The organism is Klebsiella sp. CN_Kp066 (assembly GCF_040065135.1).
Taxonomy (GTDB): Bacteria; Pseudomonadota; Gammaproteobacteria; order Enterobacterales; family Enterobacteriaceae; genus Klebsiella; species Klebsiella oxytoca.
In genome coordinates this window covers 15,107-37,039 of record NZ_JBEAIU010000057.1, presented here as the reverse complement: position 1 = coordinate 37,039, position 21,933 = coordinate 15,107, and the positions used below count along the sequence as shown (strand labels likewise).

The window sequence follows — 21,933 nt, the reverse complement described above, 5'->3', positions numbered from 1 at the left end:
ATGCTAAACACGTTTCAGGTGTTTGACGTGAGGACGGATTTAGCATACAAGGGGTACCGATTTGAGAGTCGGGTACGACATCAATCCTCCCTTTCTTGTCCGGTGATTTATTCTGTTGCCAAACCAGCCGGAGTATTGAGATAATTTTTAGTCTGACTCTCGCTCTATTGCATATGAGGTTTCAGTTCATGTCCTGCTGCGCTGGGTGTCTGCGAAGCGGGTTTACCATTAACGAATAGTCTTAGTAGTACCGAAAAAATGGCAGAGAAACGCAATATCTTTCTGGTTGGGCCTATGGGTGCCGGCAAAAGCACTATTGGGCGCCAGTTAGCCCAACAGCTCAACATGGAATTTTACGATTCCGATCAAGAAATTGAGAAACGCACTGGCGCAGATGTGGGTTGGGTCTTTGATGTAGAAGGCGAAGACGGCTTCCGCGACCGTGAAGAAAAAATCATCAATGAGTTGACGGAAAAACAGGGAATCGTGCTGGCAACCGGCGGTGGCTCTGTAAAATCCCGTGAAACGCGTAACCGTCTCTCCGCCCGCGGCGTGGTGGTGTACCTGGAAACAACTATCGAAAAGCAGCTTGCCCGTACGCAGCGCGATAAAAAGCGTCCTTTGTTACAAGTTGATGCGCCGCCTCGCGAAGTTCTGGAAGCGTTGGCAGATGAGCGCAATCCACTGTACGAAGAGATTGCTGATGTCACTATCCGCACTGACGATCAAAGCGCGAAAGTGGTAGCAAACCAGATTATTCATATGCTGGAAAGCAATTGATTCTGGCTTAATAAAGTGCGTCAGAGTAAAAGCAACTGAGGTGGACGTCGCGTTATGGAGAGGCTTACTGTAACCCTCGGGGAACGTAGTTACCCGATTACCATCGCGGCTGGTTTGTTTAACGATCCAGCTTCCTTCCTGCCACTGAAATCAGGCGATCAGGTTATGCTGGTCACCAATGAAACGCTGGCGCCGCTTTATCTGGATACCGTACGCTCCGTACTTGAGCAAGCGGGAGTAAAAGTCGATAGCGTGATTCTTCCCGACGGCGAGCAGTTTAAAAGCCTGGCGGTGATGGATACTGTTTTTACCGCGCTATTGCAAAAACCACACGGCCGCGACACGACGCTAGTGGCGCTCGGCGGTGGGGTGATCGGTGATTTAACCGGATTTGCCGCCGCCAGCTACCAGCGTGGCGTGCGCTTTATTCAGGTTCCTACCACTCTGCTGTCGCAGGTGGACTCTTCGGTGGGCGGCAAAACGGCCGTCAACCACCCTCTCGGTAAAAACATGATTGGCGCCTTCTGGCAGCCAGTTTCCGTTGTTGTCGATCTTAACTGTCTTAAAACGCTGCCGAAGCGTGAGCTCTCTTCCGGTCTGGCTGAAGTGATCAAGTACGGCGTGATTCTTGACGGCGAATTTTTCGACTGGCTGGAAAATAATATTGATGCACTGATGGCGCTGGATGAAAAAGCGATGGCGTACTGTATCCGTCGCTGTTGTGAGCTGAAAGCGGAAGTTGTCGCCGCCGACGAGCGCGAAACCGGGTTACGTGCTTTACTCAATCTTGGCCATACTTTTGGTCATGCTATCGAAGCTGAAATGGGCTACGGTAATTGGTTACATGGTGAAGCGGTCGCTGCCGGCATGGTGATGGCGGCGCATGCGTCCGAGCGTTTGGGGCGGTTTAATCCGCAGGATACGCAGCGAATTATCCATCTGCTGCAACGTGCAGGCCTGCCGGTGTGCGGGCCGCAGGAGATGACAGCTGACGCGTATTTGCCCCACATGATGCGTGATAAAAAAGTACTGGCAGGCGAGATGCGGCTGGTGCTACCCCTCGCGATAGGGAAGAGCGAGATACGCGGCGGAGTACCGCATGATGTTGTTCTTGGCGCGATTGCTGATACTCAGCAGGCGCAACAATAAGAAGGTCTGGCCGCGTTCGCGCGGCGTTATCATTTCGGGTGACATGCAATAGTCGTGAGCATAAGCCTTTTAGTGGGGTGTTAAATGGATGAATTAAAACCAGAAGACGATATGAAAGCCGATCGCAGCGATCGTCGTACTGGTCGTTCTCGTCAGTCTTCAGAGCGTGATGCCGATCCGCAAATCAATTTTGATGATGTCGATCTTGATGATGCTGACGATGGTCGCCCGACGCGCGGCAGCAAAGCACGCCGTGAGCGCGATGAAGAGCAGTATGAAGAGTACGAAGAAGAAGTAGAGTCTGACGAAGGCGATGACGAAGAGCGTCAGGTTGAGCGTCGTCCGCGTAAGCGTAAGAAAGCGCCGGCAAAACCGGCCTCCCGTCAGTACATCATGATGGGCGTAGGCATCCTCGTTCTGCTGCTGCTGATCGTTGGCGTTGGTTCCGCGCTGAAATCACCATCCTCATCCAACGAGCAAACCGCTTCCGGCGAGAAGAGCATCAACTTGTCCGGAGATCAGGACAATAATACCCAGCCAGCGGCCCAGGACTCCTCTGCGGCAAACAACGCGCAATCGCAGGATGTCTCTCTGCCGCCCATCGCGTCTAACCCGACTCAAGGGCAGACGACGGCTGAACCACAAGGGCAGCAGCGCGTTGAGGTTCAGGGTGATCTGAATAACGCGCTGACCCAGCAGCAGGGGCAAATTGATAGCGCGGTAGCCAACTCTACTCTGCCTACAGAACCTGCTACCGTTGCGCCGCTGCGCAATGGCGCCGCCCCGCGTCAGGCCACTACCGAGCGTCAGACGGCGGCAGCGCCGCGTCCGGCTGAGCGTAAGCATACGGTTATCGAACCAAAACCGCAGGCCACGGCGAAAGCGCCGACGCAGCCGAAACAGGTTCCGGTTCAGCCTAAGCGTACAGAAAGCGTCGCCGCTACGACCCCGGCAAAAACTCAGCCGACCACTAAGCCTACCGCTACCGCACAGGCTAAACCGGCTGCGACTACCGCTCCTGCGGCGACCACCGCGACAGCAACTACTGCTCCGGCTGCGACTGCAGCTGCCGCTCCGGCAGCTGCAGCGGCGACTACGGGTAAAAGCGCTGGCGATGTTGGTTCGATGAAGTCTGCGCCGTCCGGCCACTATACGCTGCAGCTCAGCAGCTCTTCTAACTACAACAACCTCAATAGTTGGGCGAAGAAAGAGAAGCTGGAGAAATATGTTGTCTACGAGACTACGCGTAACGGTCAGCCCTGGTATGTGCTGGTGAGCGGTATTTACGCTTCAAAAGATGAAGCGAAACGTGCCGTTGCTACGCTGCCAGCAGATGTACAGGCGAAAAATCCGTGGGCAAAACCGCTGCATCAGGTTCAGTCTGACCTGAAATAATGCCGCAGTGTAGTCTGAAGCGCTGGATGCTGTCGGAGCTTTCTCCACAGCCGGAGAATGTGTAATTAGTTAGGCAGCATGAAAAAGAATCGCGCTTTTCTGAAATGGGCAGGGGGCAAATACCCCCTGCTTGATGATATTAAAAAGCACTTGCCGCAGGGCGACTGCTTGATTGAGCCTTTCGTGGGCGCCGGGTCGGTATTTCTTAATACCGACTTTTCTCGTTATATCCTCGCTGATATCAATAGTGATTTGATCGATCTGTATAACATCGTCAAACTGCAAACCGATGAGTACGTTGCGGCGGCGCGAGAGATGTTTACGCCTGAGAACAACGTTGCTGAACAGTATTATCTGTTTCGCGACGAGTTTAACCAGAGCCAGGAGCCGCTGCGCCGCGCGGTGCTGTTCCTGTATCTGAACCGTCATGGCTACAATGGTCTGTGTCGCTACAACCTGCGCGGGGAGTTCAACGTGCCCTTTGGCCGTTATAAAAAGCCCTATTTTCCCGAAGCTGAACTGTATCATTTCGCGGAGAAGGCGCAGCATGCCGAGTTTCATTGTGAATCTTATGAAGAGTGCATGAAGCGGGCAGATCACCGTTCCGTTGTTTACTGCGATCCGCCCTATGCGCCGCTGTCGTCAACGGCTAACTTCACGGCCTATCATACGAATAGCTTTAGCCAGGAGCAGCAGGAGCTGCTGGCTAAAAAAGCGGAATCGCTGATGAAAAAGCGTATTCCAGTGCTGATTTCCAACCATCGCACGCCGCTCACTCAGGAGTGGTATAAAAACGCCGCTGAGACGCATATTGTGAAGGTTCGACGCAGCATCAGCAGTAACGGTGGTACACGTAAGAAGGTGGACGAGCTTCTGGCTCTGTACCGTCCGCCCAAGACCAAATAAATTTCAAGGAGATGCGGATGAAGCAGTATTTGATTGCCCCTTCGATTCTGTCGGCTGATTTTGCCCGTCTGGGCGAGGATACCGCCAATGCGTTGGCTGCGGGTGCGGATGTTGTGCACTTTGACGTGATGGACAACCACTACGTGCCGAATCTGACCATTGGTCCGATGGTGCTGAAATCACTGCGAAATTACGGTATCACCGCGCCGATTGATGTGCATTTGATGGTCAAGCCGGTTGACCGCATCATCCCTGATTTTGCCGCCGCGGGCGCCAGCATCATTACTTTCCATCCGGAAGCTTCCGAACACGTTGACCGTACGCTGCAGCTTATCAAAGAGCACGGCTGTAAAGCCGGCCTGGTATTTAACCCGGCGACCTCCCTGAGCTACCTCGATTACGTGATGGATAAGCTGGATGTCATTCTGTTGATGTCCGTCAACCCTGGCTTTGGTGGTCAGTCCTTTATTCCGCATACCCTGGATAAACTGCGTGAAGTTCGTCGTCGCATTGATGAATCCGGCTACGACATCCGTCTGGAAGTGGATGGCGGTGTAAAAGTGAGCAACATCGCTGAGATTGCTGCTGCCGGTGCGGATATGTTTGTTGCCGGCTCGGCTATTTTCGATCAGCCGGACTACAAAAAAGTCGTTGAACAAATGCGTAGTGAATTAGCAAAGGTTAGCCATGGATAAGTTACACAACATTCGCGGTGTGGCGTTTGATCTCGACGGAACGCTGGTGGACAGCGCGCCGGGATTGACCGCTGCCGTTGATAACGCCCTGTATGCGCTGGAACTCCCGATGGCGGGCGAAGAGCGAGTCGTGACCTGGATTGGTAACGGCGCTGACGTACTCATCCAGCGGGCCCTGACCTGGGCTCGTCAGGAGCGCGCGACGCTCAGAGCGGCGCAGGGCAAACCTTCCGTCGATCATGATGATATCCCGCAGGCTGAGCAACAGGCCATTTTGCGCAAGTTGTTCGATCGCTACTATGGCGAAGTGGCGGAAGAGGGGAGCTTTTTGTTTCCTGCCGTTGCCGATACGCTGGGCGCGCTGCACGCAAAAGGCCTGCCGCTGGCGCTGGTGACCAATAAGCCAACGCCGTTTGTCGCGCCAATACTGTCGTCGCTGGATATCGCCAAATATTTTACCGTTGTTATCGGCGGCGATGACGTAAAAAACAAAAAACCGCACCCGGAACCGCTGCTGATGGTCGCGGAGAAACTGGGGCTGGCGCCCGCAGAGCTGCTGTTCGTTGGCGACTCGCGCAATGATATTCAGGCCGCGAAGGCCGCCGGCTGCTGCTCTATCGGATTGACCTACGGCTACAACTACGGCGAGCCGATTTCGTTGAGTGAGCCGGATTATATCTTTGACCAATTTAATGAACTCTTGCCCGCTTTCGGGCTACCGTACAGTGAAAATCAGGAATAAAAAATGACCAAGCCCATCGTTTTTAGTGGCGCACAGCCCTCAGGTGAATTGACCATTGGCAACTATATGGGTGCGCTGCGTCAGTGGGTAAACATGCAGGACGATTACCACTGCATTTACTGCATCGTTGACCAGCACGCGATTACCGTCCGTCAGGATCCGCAGCAGCTGCGTAAGGCGACGCTGGATACGCTTGCGCTGTATCTGGCGTGCGGTATCGACCCGAAAAAAAGCACCATTTTTGTTCAGTCCCACGTGCCTGAGCATGCGCAGCTGGGCTGGGCGCTGAACTGCTACACCTATTTTGGCGAACTGAGCCGTATGACCCAGTTTAAAGACAAGTCATCGCGCTATGCGGAAAACATTAACGCCGGTCTGTTTGACTATCCGGTATTGATGGCTGCCGACATTCTGCTGTATCAGACTAACCAGGTCCCGGTTGGCGAAGACCAGAAGCAGCACCTGGAACTGAGCCGCGATGTCGCCCAGCGTTTCAACGCTATTTACGGCGACGTGTTTAAAGTTCCGGAACCGTTTATTCCCAAATCCGGCGCGCGCGTGATGTCGCTGCTGGAGCCGACCAAAAAGATGTCCAAGTCAGATGATAACCGCAACAACGTTATCGGCCTGCTGGAAGACCCGAAATCGGTAGTGAAGAAGATCAAACGCGCGGTCACCGACTCCGACGAGCCGCCGGTTGTTCGCTACGACATCCAGAACAAAGCGGGTGTTTCCAACCTGCTGGATATTCTCTCTGCGGTTACCGGTCAGAGCATTCCAGAGCTGGAGCAGCATTTTGAAGGCAAAATGTATGGTCATCTGAAGGGCGAGGTGGCAGAAGCCGTTTCCGGTATGCTGACCGAACTGCAGGAGCGCTATCACCGATTCCGCGGTGATGAAGCTTTCCTTAATCAGGTCATGAAAGAGGGCGCAGAGAAAGCCAGCGCTCGCGCTTCCGTGACCCTGAAAGCGGTTTACGAAGCGATTGGTTTCGTCGCCAAACCCTGATGGATTAACGGTGGTTGAGCAATAAAAGCCGGGTGCAAAACATCCGGCTTTTTCATTGGTAATCGCTGATGCCATATGATGCAGTGGTTCTGTAAACGCTCTGCATTTATTAGCGAGGAGCACTCGTTGATTGGCCGGAAAGCAGCGAGCCCGAAATGTCATTATTCGTATCGCTCATACACAATCATGACTTTCTTAATTGTACTGGTTTTTAGGCCGCATATAAAAAGGCCGGAATAATCCGACCTGATATTTTATTTCTGATCTGCTGCGGGTCCACAGCCGCCTATCATCTTGGAAATAGAAATTGCAGGATGAAGGAGATAGTCATAACTGCATGTTTTGTTTTTGTTTTCAATGTGGCCGGTGCAGGCAGTGAGCGACGTGAGAACTGCCGCTAATGCAGCGAACCTGAGCATGTTTTTCATAAGATAATCCCTGTTGTATGATATATAATATATTTGACTTTCCATTGCTAATAAGAAACGGCTTTTGAGTCATTTCTTATTTTTGATTTAATAGGATTTTATTTTGGGTGTCAAATTTCCAAGGATTAAATTAACTTAATTGCTTTTTAAATATTATGGAATATATTTGCGGCAAGATTATGTTGAAAGAAAATATGGCCCAATATTAATGGTAATAGTGGGCCAGGAAGATTAGTGATTTGAGAACCAGTTCAGCTTGTCGCGCAGGCCGACAACGCGACCGACAATAATCAGCGCGGGGCTGGCCATTTGCTTCGCCAGAATATCCAGCTGTTCTAACGTACCGGTGACCACCTTCTGGGTTATCGCCGTGCCGTTCTCAACGATGGCAGCGGGCATATCCGCCGCCATGCCGTGGGCAATCAGTTTTTCCCGGATCGCCGGAGCCTGGTTCAGGCCCATGTAGAACACCAGGGTCTGTTTCTCTACCGCCAGGTTTTCCCAGTCCAGTTCGCCGCCGGTCTTAAGGTGGCCGGTGACCAGGCGCACGCCCTGGGCAAAATCCCGGTGAGTCAGGGGGATGCCGGAGTAGGCGGAACAGCCAGAGGCCGCGGTAATTCCCGGTACTACCGAGAAAGGAATACCCGCATGACACAAAGTTTCCAGCTCTTCGCCGCCGCGACCAAAGATAAACGGATCGCCACCTTTCAGGCGAACAACGCGTTTTCCACCCTGGGCTTCGCGCAGCAGAATCTGGTTAATCTCTTCCTGCGGTACGCAGTGGTAGCCCGAGCGTTTTCCCACGAAGACCCGATCGGCATCGCGGCGCACCAGATTCATGATGTCGTCGGAGACCAGGCGGTCATAAACCACTACATCGGCCTGCTGTATTTGCTGAAGGCCTTTGAGGGTCAGCAGTCCGGCGTCGCCAGGACCTGCGCCTACCAGCACTACTTCGCCGCGATGGTCCAGCGGCTCGGTCAGCAGCTGCTCCGTAGCGTCCGCGACGGCCTGGCGGTCCTCGTTGGCCAGCGACTGCGCCAGCCTGTCGTTAACAAACAGCTTCTCCCAGAAGCGTCGGCGCTCGCCGACGGTGGCAAACTGCTTCTTCACCCTTGAACGCAGCTGACCTGCATAGTGGGCCAACTGGCCCAAATGTAATGGCAGAACCGACTCCAGCTTTTCGCGCAGCAGGCGCGCCAGCACCGGCGAGGTGCCGCCAGAAGAGACGGCAACCATCAGCGGTGAACGGTCGATAATCGACGGCATAATAAAGCTGGCTTGCTGAGGCGCATCGACCACGTTGCAAAATATTCGCCTTTCTTCCGCTGATTCGCTGACCTGTTGATTAACCGCTTCGTTATCGGTAGCAGCGATGGCCAGCCAGCAGTTATCCAGCAGCGCAGGATTAAACTCGCCCTGGACCAGGGTTAGCATGTTTGCATCGGCCCATACCTGGAATTGCGGCACAAAATCCAGGGCATTAACCGTCAATCTGGCGCCAGCGTCCAGTAACAGGCGAGCTTTACGTTCAGCCACATCGCCGCCGCCGACTAACAAACAGTCACGATCGCGTAATTGGCAAAATATAGGCAAATGGTCCACGACATTCCCTCTTAATTATTGGCAGCAGCCTTAGAATCTGGCTATCAGGCTATTTTATTTGTCAGGTTGAACCTGGGCAGTGCTCACACAAAATTCATCGAGTTTTGAACGCCCTTTAGGGCGGCCCGAAGGGTGAGCGTAGCGAATCATCCTCACGTACTACGTGTGCGTTCCGGTTGTTTCGCGCTGTCCGCGTTCAACCTGCCTTCACCGATTACGCCTACTGAGCCAGACTCTCAGTCTCGTTAGTTTTTTCCGGGGCGGGGCGCTCCGATTTCGGCGTAGCATACCAATAACCCAATCCCATAAATACGACACCGGACAAAGTATTGCCGAGTGTTACCCATAACAAATTGTGACCTATTCCCGCAAGGGTATACGCATCGCTGTGATGGCCAAACCAGGAGAGGGCAAAAAGCGTCATGTTGGCGACGGAGTGCTCATAGCCGGACGCGATAAACGCCAGTAGACACCACCAGATGGCGATAAATTTGGCCGCGCCCTCGGTACGAATCGCCATCCAGATCGCCAGACACACCAGCCAGTTACACAGCGCGCCTTTGAAAAAGAGCGCCATCGCGGATTGGCTGGTTTTTGCCAGCGCGACGGTATGCACGAGGCTGCTATCGACCGGCAGCAGGCTGCCGCTACCCCAGCAATACAGCAGCGCCACGAAAACCGAACCCAGCAGATTACCCATCCAGGTCTGGGGCAGAATCGCCCACATCTGACTCCGGCTGATGGTGCCCGCTTTCACGCCCAGCGTAAGGAACATGGTGTGGCCGGTGAACAGTTCAGAGCCGGCGATAATCACCAGCGTTAACGCAATGCCAAAGGTGGCGCCCATCACCAGCGGGCGGACCGCAGGATCGAGCAGGTTGCCGAGGGTAAAAATAAGAATGATGCCGAGGCCGACATAGGCTCCCGCCATCATTGAGCTGACCCAGAAGCTGATTGGATTATTGGCCGAAAGGCGCGCAATGCGGGCGGCGTTGGCCGCGCACTTGTTTATTGTGTCCGTAAACATAGGATTTCCTTTAACACCTCATCCTTTGCGCTGCTTCCTGGTTGGCAGCCTTCGCGACGCAGCACAGATGATGTTGTGTCATCAATTGAAGGTAAAAAATTTAAAAAAAAGGGAGGCGTTGCGCCTCCCTTAAATTGCTTAACCACGTAACTGCACGATGCCGTCTTTCACTCGGGCTTCATAGTGCGCTACCGAATGGCTTTCATCTTCCATACACAGGCCGTCACGCAGGCGGAAGCGCTGCTTTTTCAGCGGGCTGGCCACCCACAGCTCGCCCTGATGCTCGGCGATCAGGCCGCGAGAGAGGACGCTGGACTCGAAGAACGGATCGATATTGCTAATCGCAAACACCTGGTCACCGTGATACGGGCGGAAAATCGCCACTTGTTTATCGCCTAACAGCGCGCAGACGCCGGTTTCCGGCAGGATGTCATCGAGTTTGCAGATATTTTTCCACTGGCTCATGCGTTTTCCTCCACCAGAGTTACCGGGATACGTTCGTACAGCGTGGCCGGGCGATGTTGCTCACGCTCAGGCACGACCTGGACGTTAGGGTCGCGCTTGTCGCTGTTGATAAAGTGTTTGAAGCGTACCTGGGCCGCTGGCGAGTTAACGGTTTCTGTCCACTCGCAGACTACCGCTGCACGCAGGCGAGCCATCTCTTCTTCCAGATGCTCGTTCAGTCCCAGCTTGTCGTCGATGATGACCGACTTCAGATAATCGATGCCGCCTTCCAGGTTATCTAACCACGGTGCGGTACGGGTCAGTTTGTCGGCGGTACGGATATAGAACATCATGAAGCGGTCGAGATATTTCATTAACGTTTCGCGATCCAGATCCGCTGCCAGCAGATCCGCGTGGCGGGGTTTCATACCGCCGTTACCGCAGACGTAAAGGTTCCAGCCTTTCTCCGTGGCGATGATGCCGACGTCTTTACCCTGAGCTTCCGCGCATTCGCGGGTACAGCCGGAGACGCCAAACTTCATTTTGTGCGGCGTACGGATGCCTTTGTAGCGGTTTTCCAGCTCTACGCCGAAGCCGACGCTATCGCCCACGCCGTAGCGGCACCAGGTGCTGCCTACGCAGGTTTTCGCCATTCGCAGCGCCTTAGCGTATGCGTGACCGGTTTCGAAGCCCGCGTCGATCAACTGACGCCAGATTTCCGGTAGATCGTCTTTTTGTGCGCCAAACAGGCCGATACGCTGGGAACCGGTGATCTTGGTATACAGGTTAAATTCACGAGCGATACGGCCTACCGCCACCAGCCCTTCCGGGGTGATTTCACCGCCGGCAGAGCGGGGAATAACGGAGTAGGTGCCGTCTTTCTGGATATTGGCCAGGAAGTTGTCGTTGGTATCCTGCAGCGGGGTGTGCTGCGGTTTCAGAATATATTCGTTCCAGCAGGAGGCCAGCAGCGAGCCAACGGTCGGTTTACAAACCTCACAGCCGTAGCCTTTACCGTGTTTTGCCAGCAGCTCTTCAAAGGTTTTGATGCCTTCCACGCGGATGAGGTGGAACAGTTCCTGACGGGAGTACGCAAAGTGCTCGCACAGGTTATTGTTGACTTCGATGCCCTGTTTCGCCAGTTCGGCGTTGAGAACCTGAGTCAAAAGCGGGATACAGCCGCCGCAGCCGGTGCCGGCTTTGGTTTCTGCTTTCAGCGCCGCCACGGTGTGGCAGCCTTTATTAATAGCGGCAATCAATGCGCCTTTGGTGACGTCAAAGCAGGAGCAAATTTGTGCGCTGTCCGGCAGTTTATCCACGCCAATTGACGGCTTACCGCTGCCCGCATGCGCCGGGAGGATCAGCGAGTCCGGGTTTTCCGGCAGTTCGATCGCATTGAGCACCAGCTGCAGCAGATTGCCGTAATCGCTGGTGTCGCCCACCAGCACCGCACCGAGCAGAGTTTTATTATCTTCACTCACGATGAGGCGTTTGTAGACCTCTTTGCTTTCGTCGAGGTAAACGTAGCTGCGCGCGCCTGGCGTGCGTCCGTGAGCGTCGCCAATCCCGCCGACGTCAACGCCCAGCAGCTTTAGCTTGGCGCTCAGATCCGCGCCTTCAAAGGCGTTTTCTGTTTTCAGGATATGGTCAACGGTAACCTGGGCCATTTTATAGCCCGGGGCGACCAGGCCATAAACGCGGTTATTCCAGCTGGCACATTCCCCGATGGCGTAGATATCCGGGTCAGAAGTCTGACAGGCGTCATTGATCACAATGCCGCCGCGTGGAGCGACTTCCAGACCGCACTGGGTGGCCAGCTTATCGCGCGGGCGGATACCGGTAGAGAAAACGATGAAGTCAACTTCCAACTCGCTGCCGTCGGCAAAACGCATGGTTTTACGCGCTTCGCGTCCTTCCTGGACAATCTCTTTGGTATTTTTGCTGGTGTGCACCCGCACGCCCATGCTTTCAATCTTACGGCGCAGCTGTTCGCCACCCATCTGATCCAGCTGTTCCGCCATCAGCATAGGGGCGAATTCAATGACGTGGGTTTCAACGCCGAGGTTTTTTAGCGCCCCAGCGGCTTCCAGGCCTAACAGACCGCCGCCGACGACGGCGCCGCGCTTGCTGCGACGGGCGCAGGCTTCAATAGCGTTCAGGTCTTCAATAGTGCGATAAACAAAGCAGTCCTGAGTTTCAGAACCTTTTATCGGCGGGATCCACGGATAGGAGCCGGTTGCCATAATCAGCTTGTCATAGAAAACGGTACGGCCCGCGCTGGAGTGGATGACCTTCTCCTGGCGGTTGATGGTAATGGCGCGTTCACCGACCAGTACCTTAACGCCGTGCTTCTCGTAGAAACCTTCCCGTACCAAAGAGAGCTCTTCGGCGGTATGGTGAGAGAAGTAGGAGGAGAGGTGTACGCGATCGTAGGCGATACGGGGTTCTTCACAGAAGACGGTAATATCGAACAGGCTGGCGTCGGATTTATCAAGAAGGTCCTCAATAAAGCGGTGGCCGACCATACCATTACCAATGATAGCGAGTCTGACTTTGCTCATTTTTGCCTCGATTTCTTTTATATTACCGCCTACCTTAACGATTCAGCCGCGACACTTATTGATGCAAATCAATTACACCTTTACCTACTACTTAAGTGGTATGTTTATGATTTGTCAGTATTTTTATAAGTGACGGAAAACGCTGGCTTTTCCTTTTTGCTTTTTTTATGTACAAAATTAGCAACGGATACCCACGGCGGGTTGAGTAAAATTTCAGCAACAATTACGGGAGTCATCGATATGACAGCAGCGCCGCTTTGGTTAATTGAGAACGTTCGTCTGCCCGATCGCGAAGGGTTATGGCAGATAGCGATAGACAAGGGGCGCTTCGGGGATATCACCCCTATGGGGGAGGCGCGCAAAGAGAATTTTGAAGTGCTGAATGCGCGCGGCGGGCTGGCCATCCCCCCTTTTATTGAACCGCATATTCACCTCGATACGACCCAGACCGCCGGCGAGCCGAACTGGAATCAGTCCGGTACCCTGTTTGAAGGGATTGAGCGATGGGCGGAGCGTAAGGCGCTGTTGAGCCATGAAGACGTGAAAGCCCGCGCCTGGAAGACGTTGAAATGGCAAATTGCCAACGGTATTCAGTTTGTGCGCACCCACGTCGACGTTTCCGATCCGACGCTGACCGCGCTCAAAGCCATGCTGGAGGTGAAGCAGGAAGTCGCGCCGTGGGTAGATTTGCAGATTGTCGCCTTCCCACAAGAGGGGATTTTATCCTATCCCAATGGTGAGGCTCTGCTGGAAGAAGCCCTGCGGCTGGGCGCCGATGTGGTGGGCGCCATCCCGCATTTTGAATTCACTCGCGAATATGGCGTGGAGTCCCTGCACATCGCTTTTCGTCTGGCGAAAAAGTATCAGCGGCCTTTAGATATCCACTGTGATGAAATCGATGATGAACAGTCGCGATTCGTTGAGACCGTGGCGGCCCTGGCGTTAAAAGAGGGGATTGGGCCGAGAGTGACCGCCAGCCATACCACCGCGATGCACTCCTACAATGGCGCTTATACATCACGTCTTTTTCGTTTGCTGAAACTGTCCGGCATTAACTTCGTGGCTAACCCGCTGGTCAATATTCACCTTCAGGGACGGTTTGACGACTATCCGAAACGCCGCGGCATCACGCGCGTGAAGGAGCTGATGGCGGCGGGCATTAACGTCTGCTTTGGCCATGACGATGTCTTTGATCCCTGGTATCCGCTGGGAACCGGCAACATGCTGCAGGTGCTGCACATGGGGCTGCACGTTTGTCAGATGATGGGCTATCAGCAGATTAACGATGGACTCAAGCTGGTGACGGAAAATAGCGCGCGAACGTTTGGCCTGAGCGATTACGGTATTGCGACGGGGAACACGGCGAATCTGGTGATTCTCCCTGCGGAAAACGGGTTTGAGGCTGTGCGTTGTCAGGTTCCGGTTCGTTGGTCCATTCGCCAGGGGAGAGTTATCGCTACCACGCAGCTGGCGCAAACCTGGGTACAGATGGATCGGGGCGGGGAGGAGCTGTTCTTTACCCGAAATAGCCCCTTTGCCGGAACAAAGGGGCCTGAGGCTTAGTGCGATTCCGCTGCCGCGTTGTTCTGGCGGTGGCGGGAGACGAAGCCGAGGATCAGACACATCACAAAGACCACGGCATAGAGGCCGTTAGCGGTATGCAGCGCTGCCAGCGGTCCGCTGGCGGCAACGATAGGGCCGGTAACGACGAAAGTCAGCATGGTACCCACGGTGCCGCAGGTCAGAATGAAGTTCACCAGCTTCGGCGACGACACTTTAGTTTGCAGTGACCCCAGGGTGATGATCGACGTATAGATGGCGCTGGAGAAGAAGCCGAGGGTGAGAATAAACCACGGCATATGCTCCGGCGAACCGTTAATAAACAGATACATCAGCACCGTCGCCACGCCCGCCAGCACGGTCAGAATACGCTGCAGGTCAAAGAAGCGCAGGATGAAGCTGAATGACCACATGCCGATCATGTACGACATCCAGAAATCGCTTACCAGCTTACCCGCATCGCCAAGGCTCATGCCCAGGCCTTTGGCGTATTCCGGTACCCAGGAGATGAAACCCAACTGGCCGAGGATGTAGCACAGGGCGGCGATGGAGAGAAACAGCACGCCGATACCCCATTTTTCTTTCACGACCGGCTGGCTATCCTGCAAGGCTTTTTTGCCCAGGACCGGGAATTCACAGCCGAAGGTCAGAATGAAAATAGCGACGTAGACCAGGCCGATGCAGGCATAAACCCAGTACCATTCGATGCTGCGCGCCAGCAGATAGGCGGCCAGCATCGGGAAGATCATCCCCGCCATGCTGAAGAAGGAGTCGGTGAACAGCAGCCGCGCGCCGCGCTGACGACCTTCGTACATATGGGTAATCAAGAAGGTACCAATCGACATGGTGATCCCGCTGACCAGCCCAAGCACGAACATCGAGGCGGAAAACAGCGCCAGGCTATGGCTGAACATCAAACCGGCGACGGCCAGAATCATCAGGATAAAGCCAAAGCGCAGTTGCGTTTTCAGCGGAACAATTTCCATCAGCCAAGCGTTCAGGAAGATAGAGATCAGGATACCGGCATTAAGAAAGGTAAAGGTGTTGCTCATGCTGGAGACGGGCAGATGAAAATAATCTGCGATGTTTCCCATCACCATCCCGGTGACAATCACCAACGCGCCGGTCAGGGCGTAGGAGAAGAAGCTGATCCATGTGAGCTTGATACGATTGCTGTTAGTCATGACAGGCCTGTGAATAGAAATGTAAAGCGCGTTGACTCTGCGCCGGGCGGACAGATTTTATGCGTTAGCGTGATTCAAGCAAACGTTTATTCTGAAATTTATAGTTTTTTGCAATTGTTAGTGTGACTTGTATCACATTTGATTATTTGGCGGAGCGCCTGGCCCATCGTTACAAGTGTTTCAGCTAAGTAAAATTAGGTAAAAGGCTAGCCCAGGATGCAAAGGCTCTTTAGAATCAAAGCACTCGGTTTTTATTCTGCTCCGTTAAGGAATTTCCATGCTCAAATCAACTCTCGCGGCGGTGGCTGCCGTTTTCGCCATTTCAGCATTTTCCCCGGCCATGGCGGCAAAGGGGGATCCTCATGTGTTGCTGACCACGTCTGCGGGCAATATTGAGCTTGAGCTGAATAGCCAGAAAGCGCCCATCTCGGTTGATAACTTCCTCAAGTACGTGAACAGCGGTTTTTATAACAACACCACTTTTCACCGTGTGATCCCGGGCTTTATGGTGCAGGGCGGCGGCTTTAACGAACAGATGCAGCAGAAACAGCCTAATCCGCCGATTAAAAATGAAGCCGACAACGGTCTGCGCAACATGCGCGGCACCATCGCCATGGCGCGTACTGCCGATCAGGACAGCGCCACCAGCCAGTTCTTTATCAATATTGCGGATAACGCCTTCCTCGATCATGGCCAGCGTGATTTCGGCTATGCGGTGTTTGGTAAAGTAGTCAAAGGCATGGACGTCGCGGATAAAATTTCTCAGGTGCCGACTCACAACGTTGGGCCGTATCAAAATGTTCCGTCCAAACCTATCGTTATTCTTTCCGCAAAAGTACTGCCGTAATCTTAATTGCGCGGGTAACGCTCACCCGCGCATTCCCCGCTTCCCTGCGAAATCGCTTTTTGCCGCTTATACTTGTGGCTACTGCGGACATGTCAGGGAGGTGTTAAATGAAAAAGCTCACCGAAAAACAGAAATCCCGACTCTGGGAGGATCGACGCAACGTGAATTTTCAGGCCAGCCGGCGGCTGGAGGGCGTCGATATTCCGCTAATCAACCTTACTCCCGAAGAAGCCCTGGCGCGTATTGCGGCGTTAAGGAGCCACTATGAGCGATAAATTTGGTGAGGGCCGGGATCCTTATCTTTACTCCGGTCTGCAGGTCATGCGTAACCGCTTAGGTATCCGCCAGGCACAGCGCCTTGAGCAGGCGGCGTGGGAGCTGACCGCGCTACGCACGGCAACCATCGAACTCGGGCCACTGGTGCGCGGCTTGCCTCATCTCTGCGCGATTCATCGCCAGCTCTATCAGGATATTTTCGACTGGGCGGGACAACTGCGTGAAGTGGATATCTATCAGGGCGACACCCGTTTCTGCCATTTCGCCTATATCGAAAAAGAGGGGAACACGCTCTTTCAGGCCCTGGAAGAGGAAGGCTATCTGGTGGGGCTTGCTCAGGATAAATTCATTGAACGTCTCGCTCATTACTACTGCGAAATTAACGTCCTGCATCCTTTCCGAATCGGCAACGGCCTGGCGCAACGCATTTTCTTTGAACAACTGGCTATTCATGCTGGCTATACGCTGGACTGGCGTGATATTGCCGTCGATGTATGGAACCAGGCCAACCAGAGTGGCGCAATGGGCGACCTTTCTCCACTGCAGACGATATTTCGTAAAGTGGTAAGCGAAGCTGCGGAAACTGAGTAGAATAGCGCGGTTCTTTGTTCCCGGAGCCGCTATGATCCTGCTTATCGATAACTACGATTCTTTTACCTGGAATCTGTACCAGTATTTCTGCGAACTTGGGGCAGAAGTGCAGGTCAGGCGTAATGACGAGCTGACGTTAGCGGAAATTGTTGCGCTGGCGCCCGCGAAAATCGTTATTTCGCCGGGGCCCTGCACGCCGAATGAGTCCGGGATTTCGCTGGCGGTTATTCGCCACTTCTCCGGCAAGACGCCAATCTTAGGCGTTTGCCTGGGCCACCAGGCGATAGCCCAGGTTTTCGGCGCCGCGATCGTGCGGGCGGCCAAAGTCATGCACGGGAAAACGTCCCCCATTAGCCATCGTGGCCAGGGGGTATTTCGTGGCCTCAATAATCCGCTAACCGTGACCCGCTACCACTCCCTGCTGATTGACCCGCTAACGCTGCCTGAATGCTTTGAGGTGACCGCTCGCAGCGAGGAGGGTGAGATCATGGGCATTCGCCACCGCGAATTCGACCTTGAGGGCGTGCAATTTCATCCGGAGAGCATTCTCAGCGAACAGGGCCACCAGCTGCTGGCAAACTTCTTCAATCGGTGATTTGTAGTTGCCATGGGTTGATTTTTTATGCATATTTTGTGATTAGATTATCATAATCACTATCGCATAACGAAGAGGGATGGGCACGACATGGCAACTGAACAACCGGCGATCACCCGCGCGACATTCGATGAGGTTATTTTGCCAATTTATGCACCGGCGGAATTTATTCCGGTGAAGGGCAAAGGAAGCCGGGTATGGGATCAGCAGGGGAAAGAGTACGTTGATTTCGCCGGGGGTATTGCCGTGACTGCGCTCGGACATTGCCATCCGGCGCTGGTGGCGGCACTCCATGAACAGGGTGAAAAGCTGTGGCATACCAGCAACGTTTTTACCAACGAACCGGCCCTGCGCCTGGGGCGTAAGCTGGTTGATGCGACGTTCGCCGATCGCGTCGTGTTTATGAACTCCGGAACCGAAGCCAACGAAACGGCTTTTAAGCTGGCGCGCCACTATACCGTCACTCGCCATAGTCCGTACAAAACCAAAATTATTGCCTTCCATAACGCATTCCACGGTCGATCGCTGTTTACCGTCTCCGTTGGCGGGCAGCCGAAATATTCCGATGGTTTTGGGCCTAAACCGGCCGATATCGTTCACGTGCCGTTTAACGATTTACACGCGGTGAAAGCCGTGATGGACGATCATACCTGCGCGGTGGTGGTCGAGCCGATTCAGGGAGAAGGCGGCGTGACCGCAGCGACGCCGGAATTTCTGCAAGGCTTGCGCGATCTGTGCGACCAGCATCAGGCTTTGCTGGTCTTTGATGAAGTTCAGTGCGGTATGGGGCGCACGGGCTCGCTGTTTGCTTATATGCACTATGGCGTGACGCCGGATATTCTGACCAGCGCCAAGGCGCTGGGCGGCGGTTTCCCAATCAGCGCGATGCTGACCACCCATGACATCGCCAGCGCGTTCCACGCCGGTTCTCATGGATCGACCTACGGCGGTAACCCACTGGCCTGCGCGGTGGGCGGAGCGGCGTTCGATCTGATTAACACACCGGAAGTGCTGGACGGCGTCACCGCGAAGCGCGAGCTGTTTGTTGAGCACCTTCAGCAAATTGACGCGCGGTTCGATCTGTTCAGCGATATCCGCGGCATGGGGCTGCTTATCGGCGCCGAGCTTAAGCCGCAGTATCACGGGAAGGCGCGCGATTTCCTCTACGCCGCCGCAGAGGCTGGTGTCATGGTGCTCAATGCCGGACCGGACGTGATGCGCTTTGTACCGTCGCTGGTGATTGATGATAGCGATATTGCTGAAGGCATGACGCGCTTTGCCCAGGCTGTTGAGCGGGTGCTCAGCGCTTAGTGGCGCGCAGCCAGATGCCATGATGCGGACGCTGACGCCATGCCACCGATGAAATCGTGTGCATGGTGTTCAGATGCCCGAGGATGCGCTGCAGATGCTGCTCCATTGTACTGAGCGGGCCGCGAGGAACCTCCGCATCCTGCGCCTCCATGATATTCACATCCCCTGCGCTGCCCGGCCCATCGGAATCCAGCCGCTGCTGGCAGCGCTGGAGCGCAATCTCGCAGGACTCCAGATAACGTTGCGCCAGATCTGGCGTGAGCATATTGTGCTCGCGCGCCAGGGTGGTCATGGCGTTGATATGCTCGACAATAAACTGGCTGTGGGTAACCCACAGCTTCATATCTTCCAGATAGTGCGAGTTAAAACCGGGTTCCTGCATTGCCTGATTCAGCGAGTTAAACAGCGCGTTATGCGCCTGGTTGACGCGCATTCGCTGATAGGCCAGCGCCGGGGCCTGATGGTCGTCGCTGAGGATCAGCCTGATAGCATCCTGATCGGCTTCCAGCGCATCGTGGGCATTTTTGCGCAGCAGGCCGCTTTGCCATTGCGGCCATAGCCAGACCATACCCCCGAAGGCGATCAGGCAGCCAATCAGCGTATCAATCAGCCTGGCAACGATAAACTGTTCGCCGTTCAGGGTGAGTAGCTGCAGGGTATACACTGCCGTTACCGTAAATCCGACCATCGCCCAGCCGTAGTTCTTGCGGATAATCAGATAGCTTAACAGCGTGATAAAGAGCATCGCGGTCAGCGTATAGCCTTCAGGGACGTGAAAGTGCAGCGTCAGTCCGGCAATGACCAGCCCGGCAATGGTTCCTGCAGCCCGGTGGACGATGCGTACTCGGGTGGCGCCGTAGCCGTTTTGCGTCACGAACAGAACCGTCATCAGGATCCAGTAGGGTTTTGGCAGGTTCAGCGCGCTGCCCATCAGGCTGGCGACGCTCAGCATCACGCTGATACGCGCCGCATTTCGTAAGGCCGGCGACTTAAGCGACAGATAGTTTTTCAGGGCAGGCAGCAGCGGCAGGCGACGGGTTTTATCCGCCATCAGGTTACGCGCGTACAGCGGCCGCTGGGTGCGCAGAACCCGGGCAATACGGCTGAAATGCCAGGCGCAAAACTGCCCGACCGGGTTATCGGAATGCTGCCAGGCGATTTTTTCCAGCGCACCGATCTGTTTATCCATCTGAAAGCGCTGAGGATAACGGTGGTAAAGGAGATCGTCCGCCAGCACCCGCAGGCGGGCGGCAACGGTTTGCGCGTTCCAGCGAATCACCGCTTCCGCATGGCTGCGCTCCACCAGTTTTTGCACCTCTTCCGGCTGATGAAGGCTGACGGAAATATGCTCCTGCAGGTCCAGTCCAACCTGGAATGCGCGCAGCAGGCGTTTATGATCGCTGCGCTGATTGGCTGCCAGCATATGCATCTGCTGATAGCACTGGGTTATCAGATCTACCACCTTTTGCTGTCGATTAAGCAGCGGCGGCAACGATGTTGAGGGGTCCGTATGCTGGGTAAGCAGACTGTATTTGGCCTCGCAATAATTGGCCAGCTCGCGATACAGCAGACTTAAGGATTCGCGCAGCGGCTGTTCGCGCCATAGCCAGAACCAGATCCAGTTAAAAACGCCATACCATAACGTCCCGAGCGCGTAGATCAGCAGCGGCTCCCAAATCGGCATGTTGCCCGCGAGACTGAGCGTAAATATAGCCGCGATAAGCGAGGCGGGCAGCAGCCTTGCGTGCAGCGAGCTGATTTCGGCCGTGACGCCGAGGATGAGCGCCAGACCCGTGAGGATCAGCGGCAAAGGTATTTCTCGCTGCAGAAGGAGTTGAACGATCAGGCTACTGCCGGCAAACAGGCAGCCGCCGATAATCAGGCGTTTAAAGAAACGCTTATGCGGTGTATCCAGCCCGGCAACGTTGCAGCAGGCGGGAACAAGAGAAAACAGCAGACCCTGCTGTAGATGACCGAACAGAAGCCCTATCGCAACCGGCAGACACAACACCAGCGTTTGCCGCAGTGCATAGTTGACTTCCGGGTGGTAAATCAGCCTGCGCCACATGAGGGAAAAACAAAAACGGCGTATTGTCAGGCAATACGCCGTTTTACCGACTTAACGGGTACCGTAGACGACGATAGTTTTACCGTGTGCCGAGATCAGGTTTTGATCTTCCAGCATTTTCAGGATGCGGCCAACGGTTTCGCGAGAGCATCCGACAATCTGACCGATTTCCTGGCGGGTAATTTTAATTTGCATACCGTCCGGGTGGGTCATCGCATCCGGCTGTTTTGCCAGGTTCAGCAGCGTCTGGGCGATACGACCAGTCACGTCGAGGAAAGCGAGGTTGCCCACTTTTTCCGACGTAACCTGCAGACGGCGCGCCATCTGCGAAGAGAGACGCATCAGGATATCCGGGTTAACCTGGATCAGCTGACGGAATTTTTTGTAGGAGATTTCGGCCACTTCACATGCGGTTTTCGCACGTACCCAGGCGCTACGCTCCTGACCTTCTTCAAACAGGCCTAATTCACCGATGAAATCGCCCTGGTTGAGGTAAGAGAGGATCATCTCTTTACCTTCTTCATCCTTGATGAGTACAGCCACGGAGCCCTTAACGATGTAGTACAACGTTTCTGCTTTTTCACCCTGGTGGATCAGCGTGCTCTTTGATGGGTACTTATGAATGTGGCAATGAGACAAGAACCATTCAAGGGTAGGGTCTGTTTGCGGTTTGCCAAGCACCATGCGCGGTTATCCTCTGTTATAAGCTATCTCCGGGTGCCGACACTACACGGCATCCGGGCATGCAATCGTATTGAATC

At 54.4% G+C, this 21,933-nt stretch carries 21 protein-coding genes; 13 read left to right on the top strand and 8 right to left on the bottom strand.

All coding sequences use genetic code 11. The features are described 5' to 3' along the window. Nucleotides 1-258: 258 nt before the first annotated feature. The 7 genes from aroK to trpS all read left to right on the top strand — a co-directional run bounded on the left by aroK (nt 259) and on the right by trpS (nt 6,675). Nucleotides 259-780, top strand: coding sequence for a shikimate kinase AroK (aroK, locus tag ABLV75_RS25195; RefSeq protein ID WP_004106441.1), 522 nt, complete (start codon nt 259-261; stop codon nt 778-780). 54 nt (nt 781-834) lie between these two features. After that, a complete protein-coding gene (aroB, locus tag ABLV75_RS25190; RefSeq protein ID WP_004106440.1) occupies nt 835-1,929 on the top strand; it encodes a 3-dehydroquinate synthase in 1,095 nt (364 codons plus the stop codon). Between the two features lie 84 nt (nt 1,930-2,013). Beyond that, complete coding sequence (gene damX, locus ABLV75_RS25185) at nt 2,014-3,324, top strand: cell division protein DamX (protein WP_004106439.1); 1,311 nt, start codon at nt 2,014-2,016, stop codon at nt 3,322-3,324. Between the two features lie 78 nt (nt 3,325-3,402). Further along, nucleotides 3,403-4,230, top strand: coding sequence for an adenine-specific DNA-methyltransferase (gene dam / locus ABLV75_RS25180; RefSeq protein ID WP_004106438.1), 828 nt, complete (start codon nt 3,403-3,405; stop codon nt 4,228-4,230). A gap of 17 nt (nt 4,231-4,247) precedes the next feature. Next, nucleotides 4,248-4,925 (top strand): ribulose-phosphate 3-epimerase, encoded by a 678-nt coding sequence (gene rpe / locus ABLV75_RS25175; protein WP_004106437.1) that lies wholly within the window; start codon nt 4,248-4,250, stop codon nt 4,923-4,925. Then, nucleotides 4,918-5,667 carry a phosphoglycolate phosphatase gene (gene gph, locus ABLV75_RS25170; protein WP_004106435.1) on the top strand — a complete coding sequence of 250 codons (750 nt, stop codon included), beginning with the start codon at nt 4,918-4,920 and terminating at the stop codon, nt 5,665-5,667. Before rpe ends, gph begins: the two co-directional genes overlap by 8 nt. Nucleotides 5,668-5,670: 3 nt before the next feature. After that, complete coding sequence (gene trpS, locus ABLV75_RS25165; protein WP_004106433.1) at nt 5,671-6,675, top strand: tryptophan--tRNA ligase; 1,005 nt, start codon at nt 5,671-5,673, stop codon at nt 6,673-6,675. 254 nt (nt 6,676-6,929) lie between these two features. Here trpS and ABLV75_RS25160 read toward each other — a convergent pair whose 3' ends face one another. From ABLV75_RS25160 to nirB, 5 genes are all read right to left on the bottom strand, one after another. Further along, a complete protein-coding gene (locus ABLV75_RS25160) occupies nt 6,930-7,103 on the bottom strand; it encodes a YhfL family protein (protein ID WP_016810006.1) in 174 nt (57 codons plus the stop codon). A gap of 231 nt (nt 7,104-7,334) precedes the next feature. After that, nucleotides 7,335-8,708, bottom strand: a complete 1,374-nt coding sequence (gene cysG / locus ABLV75_RS25155; RefSeq protein WP_004106431.1) for a siroheme synthase CysG — start codon at nt 8,706-8,708, stop codon at nt 7,335-7,337. Between the two features lie 220 nt (nt 8,709-8,928). Next, a complete protein-coding gene (gene nirC, locus ABLV75_RS25150) occupies nt 8,929-9,735 on the bottom strand; it encodes a nitrite transporter NirC (RefSeq protein WP_004106428.1) in 807 nt (268 codons plus the stop codon). 138 nt (nt 9,736-9,873) lie between these two features. Beyond that, nucleotides 9,874-10,200 carry a nitrite reductase small subunit NirD gene (gene nirD, locus ABLV75_RS25145; protein WP_004106426.1) on the bottom strand — a complete coding sequence of 109 codons (327 nt, stop codon included), beginning with the start codon at nt 10,198-10,200 and terminating at the stop codon, nt 9,874-9,876. Continuing rightward, nucleotides 10,197-12,740, bottom strand: a complete 2,544-nt coding sequence (gene nirB, locus ABLV75_RS25140; RefSeq protein WP_348855205.1) for an NADPH-nitrite reductase large subunit — start codon at nt 12,738-12,740, stop codon at nt 10,197-10,199. The genes nirD and nirB overlap by 4 nt, the downstream gene beginning before the upstream one ends. Nucleotides 12,741-12,980: 240 nt before the next feature. Here nirB and ABLV75_RS25135 point away from each other — a divergent pair, with 240 nt between their 5' ends. Further along, entirely contained in the window at nt 12,981-14,303 is a 1,323-nt protein-coding gene (locus ABLV75_RS25135; protein WP_004106417.1) for a cytosine deaminase, read from the top strand. Here ABLV75_RS25135 and tsgA read toward each other — a convergent pair. Then, a complete protein-coding gene (gene tsgA, locus ABLV75_RS25130) occupies nt 14,300-15,484 on the bottom strand; it encodes an MFS transporter TsgA (protein WP_004106415.1) in 1,185 nt (394 codons plus the stop codon). The two genes, ABLV75_RS25135 and tsgA, sit on opposite strands and share 4 nt — an antisense overlap. Before the next feature lie 277 nt (nt 15,485-15,761). Between tsgA and ppiA the strand changes: the two genes are divergently transcribed. The 5 genes from ppiA to ABLV75_RS25105 all read left to right on the top strand — a co-directional run bounded on the left by ppiA (nt 15,762) and on the right by ABLV75_RS25105 (nt 19,104). Further along, nucleotides 15,762-16,331: a peptidylprolyl isomerase A gene (gene ppiA / locus ABLV75_RS25125; protein WP_004106413.1), complete on the top strand. Its 570-nt coding sequence runs from the start codon at nt 15,762-15,764 to the stop codon at nt 16,329-16,331. A 107-nt stretch (nt 16,332-16,438) separates the two neighbouring features. Beyond that, complete coding sequence (locus tag ABLV75_RS25120; RefSeq protein ID WP_004106412.1) at nt 16,439-16,606, top strand: YhfG family protein; 168 nt, start codon at nt 16,439-16,441, stop codon at nt 16,604-16,606. Beyond that, a complete protein-coding gene (locus tag ABLV75_RS25115) occupies nt 16,596-17,198 on the top strand; it encodes a putative adenosine monophosphate-protein transferase Fic (RefSeq protein ID WP_325911996.1) in 603 nt (200 codons plus the stop codon). Before ABLV75_RS25120 ends, ABLV75_RS25115 begins: the two co-directional genes overlap by 11 nt. A gap of 31 nt (nt 17,199-17,229) precedes the next feature. Continuing rightward, the gene (gene pabA, locus ABLV75_RS25110; protein WP_004106408.1) at nt 17,230-17,793 is read left to right on the top strand and encodes an aminodeoxychorismate synthase component 2; all 564 of its coding nucleotides are present in this window, start codon (nt 17,230-17,232) and stop codon (nt 17,791-17,793) included. Nucleotides 17,794-17,883: 90 nt separating this feature from the next. Further along, nucleotides 17,884-19,104: an aspartate aminotransferase family protein gene (locus tag ABLV75_RS25105; protein WP_004106406.1), complete on the top strand. Its 1,221-nt coding sequence runs from the start codon at nt 17,884-17,886 to the stop codon at nt 19,102-19,104. Here ABLV75_RS25105 and ABLV75_RS25100 read toward each other — a convergent pair. After that, on the bottom strand, nt 19,094-21,172 hold the full coding sequence (locus ABLV75_RS25100; RefSeq protein ID WP_004106404.1) for a YccS/YhfK family putative transporter: 2,079 nt from the start codon (nt 21,170-21,172) through the stop codon (nt 19,094-19,096). The genes ABLV75_RS25105 and ABLV75_RS25100 overlap by 11 nt on opposite strands. Nucleotides 21,173-21,223: 51 nt before the next feature. Further along, nucleotides 21,224-21,856 (bottom strand): cAMP-activated global transcriptional regulator CRP, encoded by a 633-nt coding sequence (crp, locus tag ABLV75_RS25095; RefSeq protein ID WP_000242758.1) that lies wholly within the window; start codon nt 21,854-21,856, stop codon nt 21,224-21,226. Between the last annotated feature and the right edge of the window lie 77 nt (nt 21,857-21,933).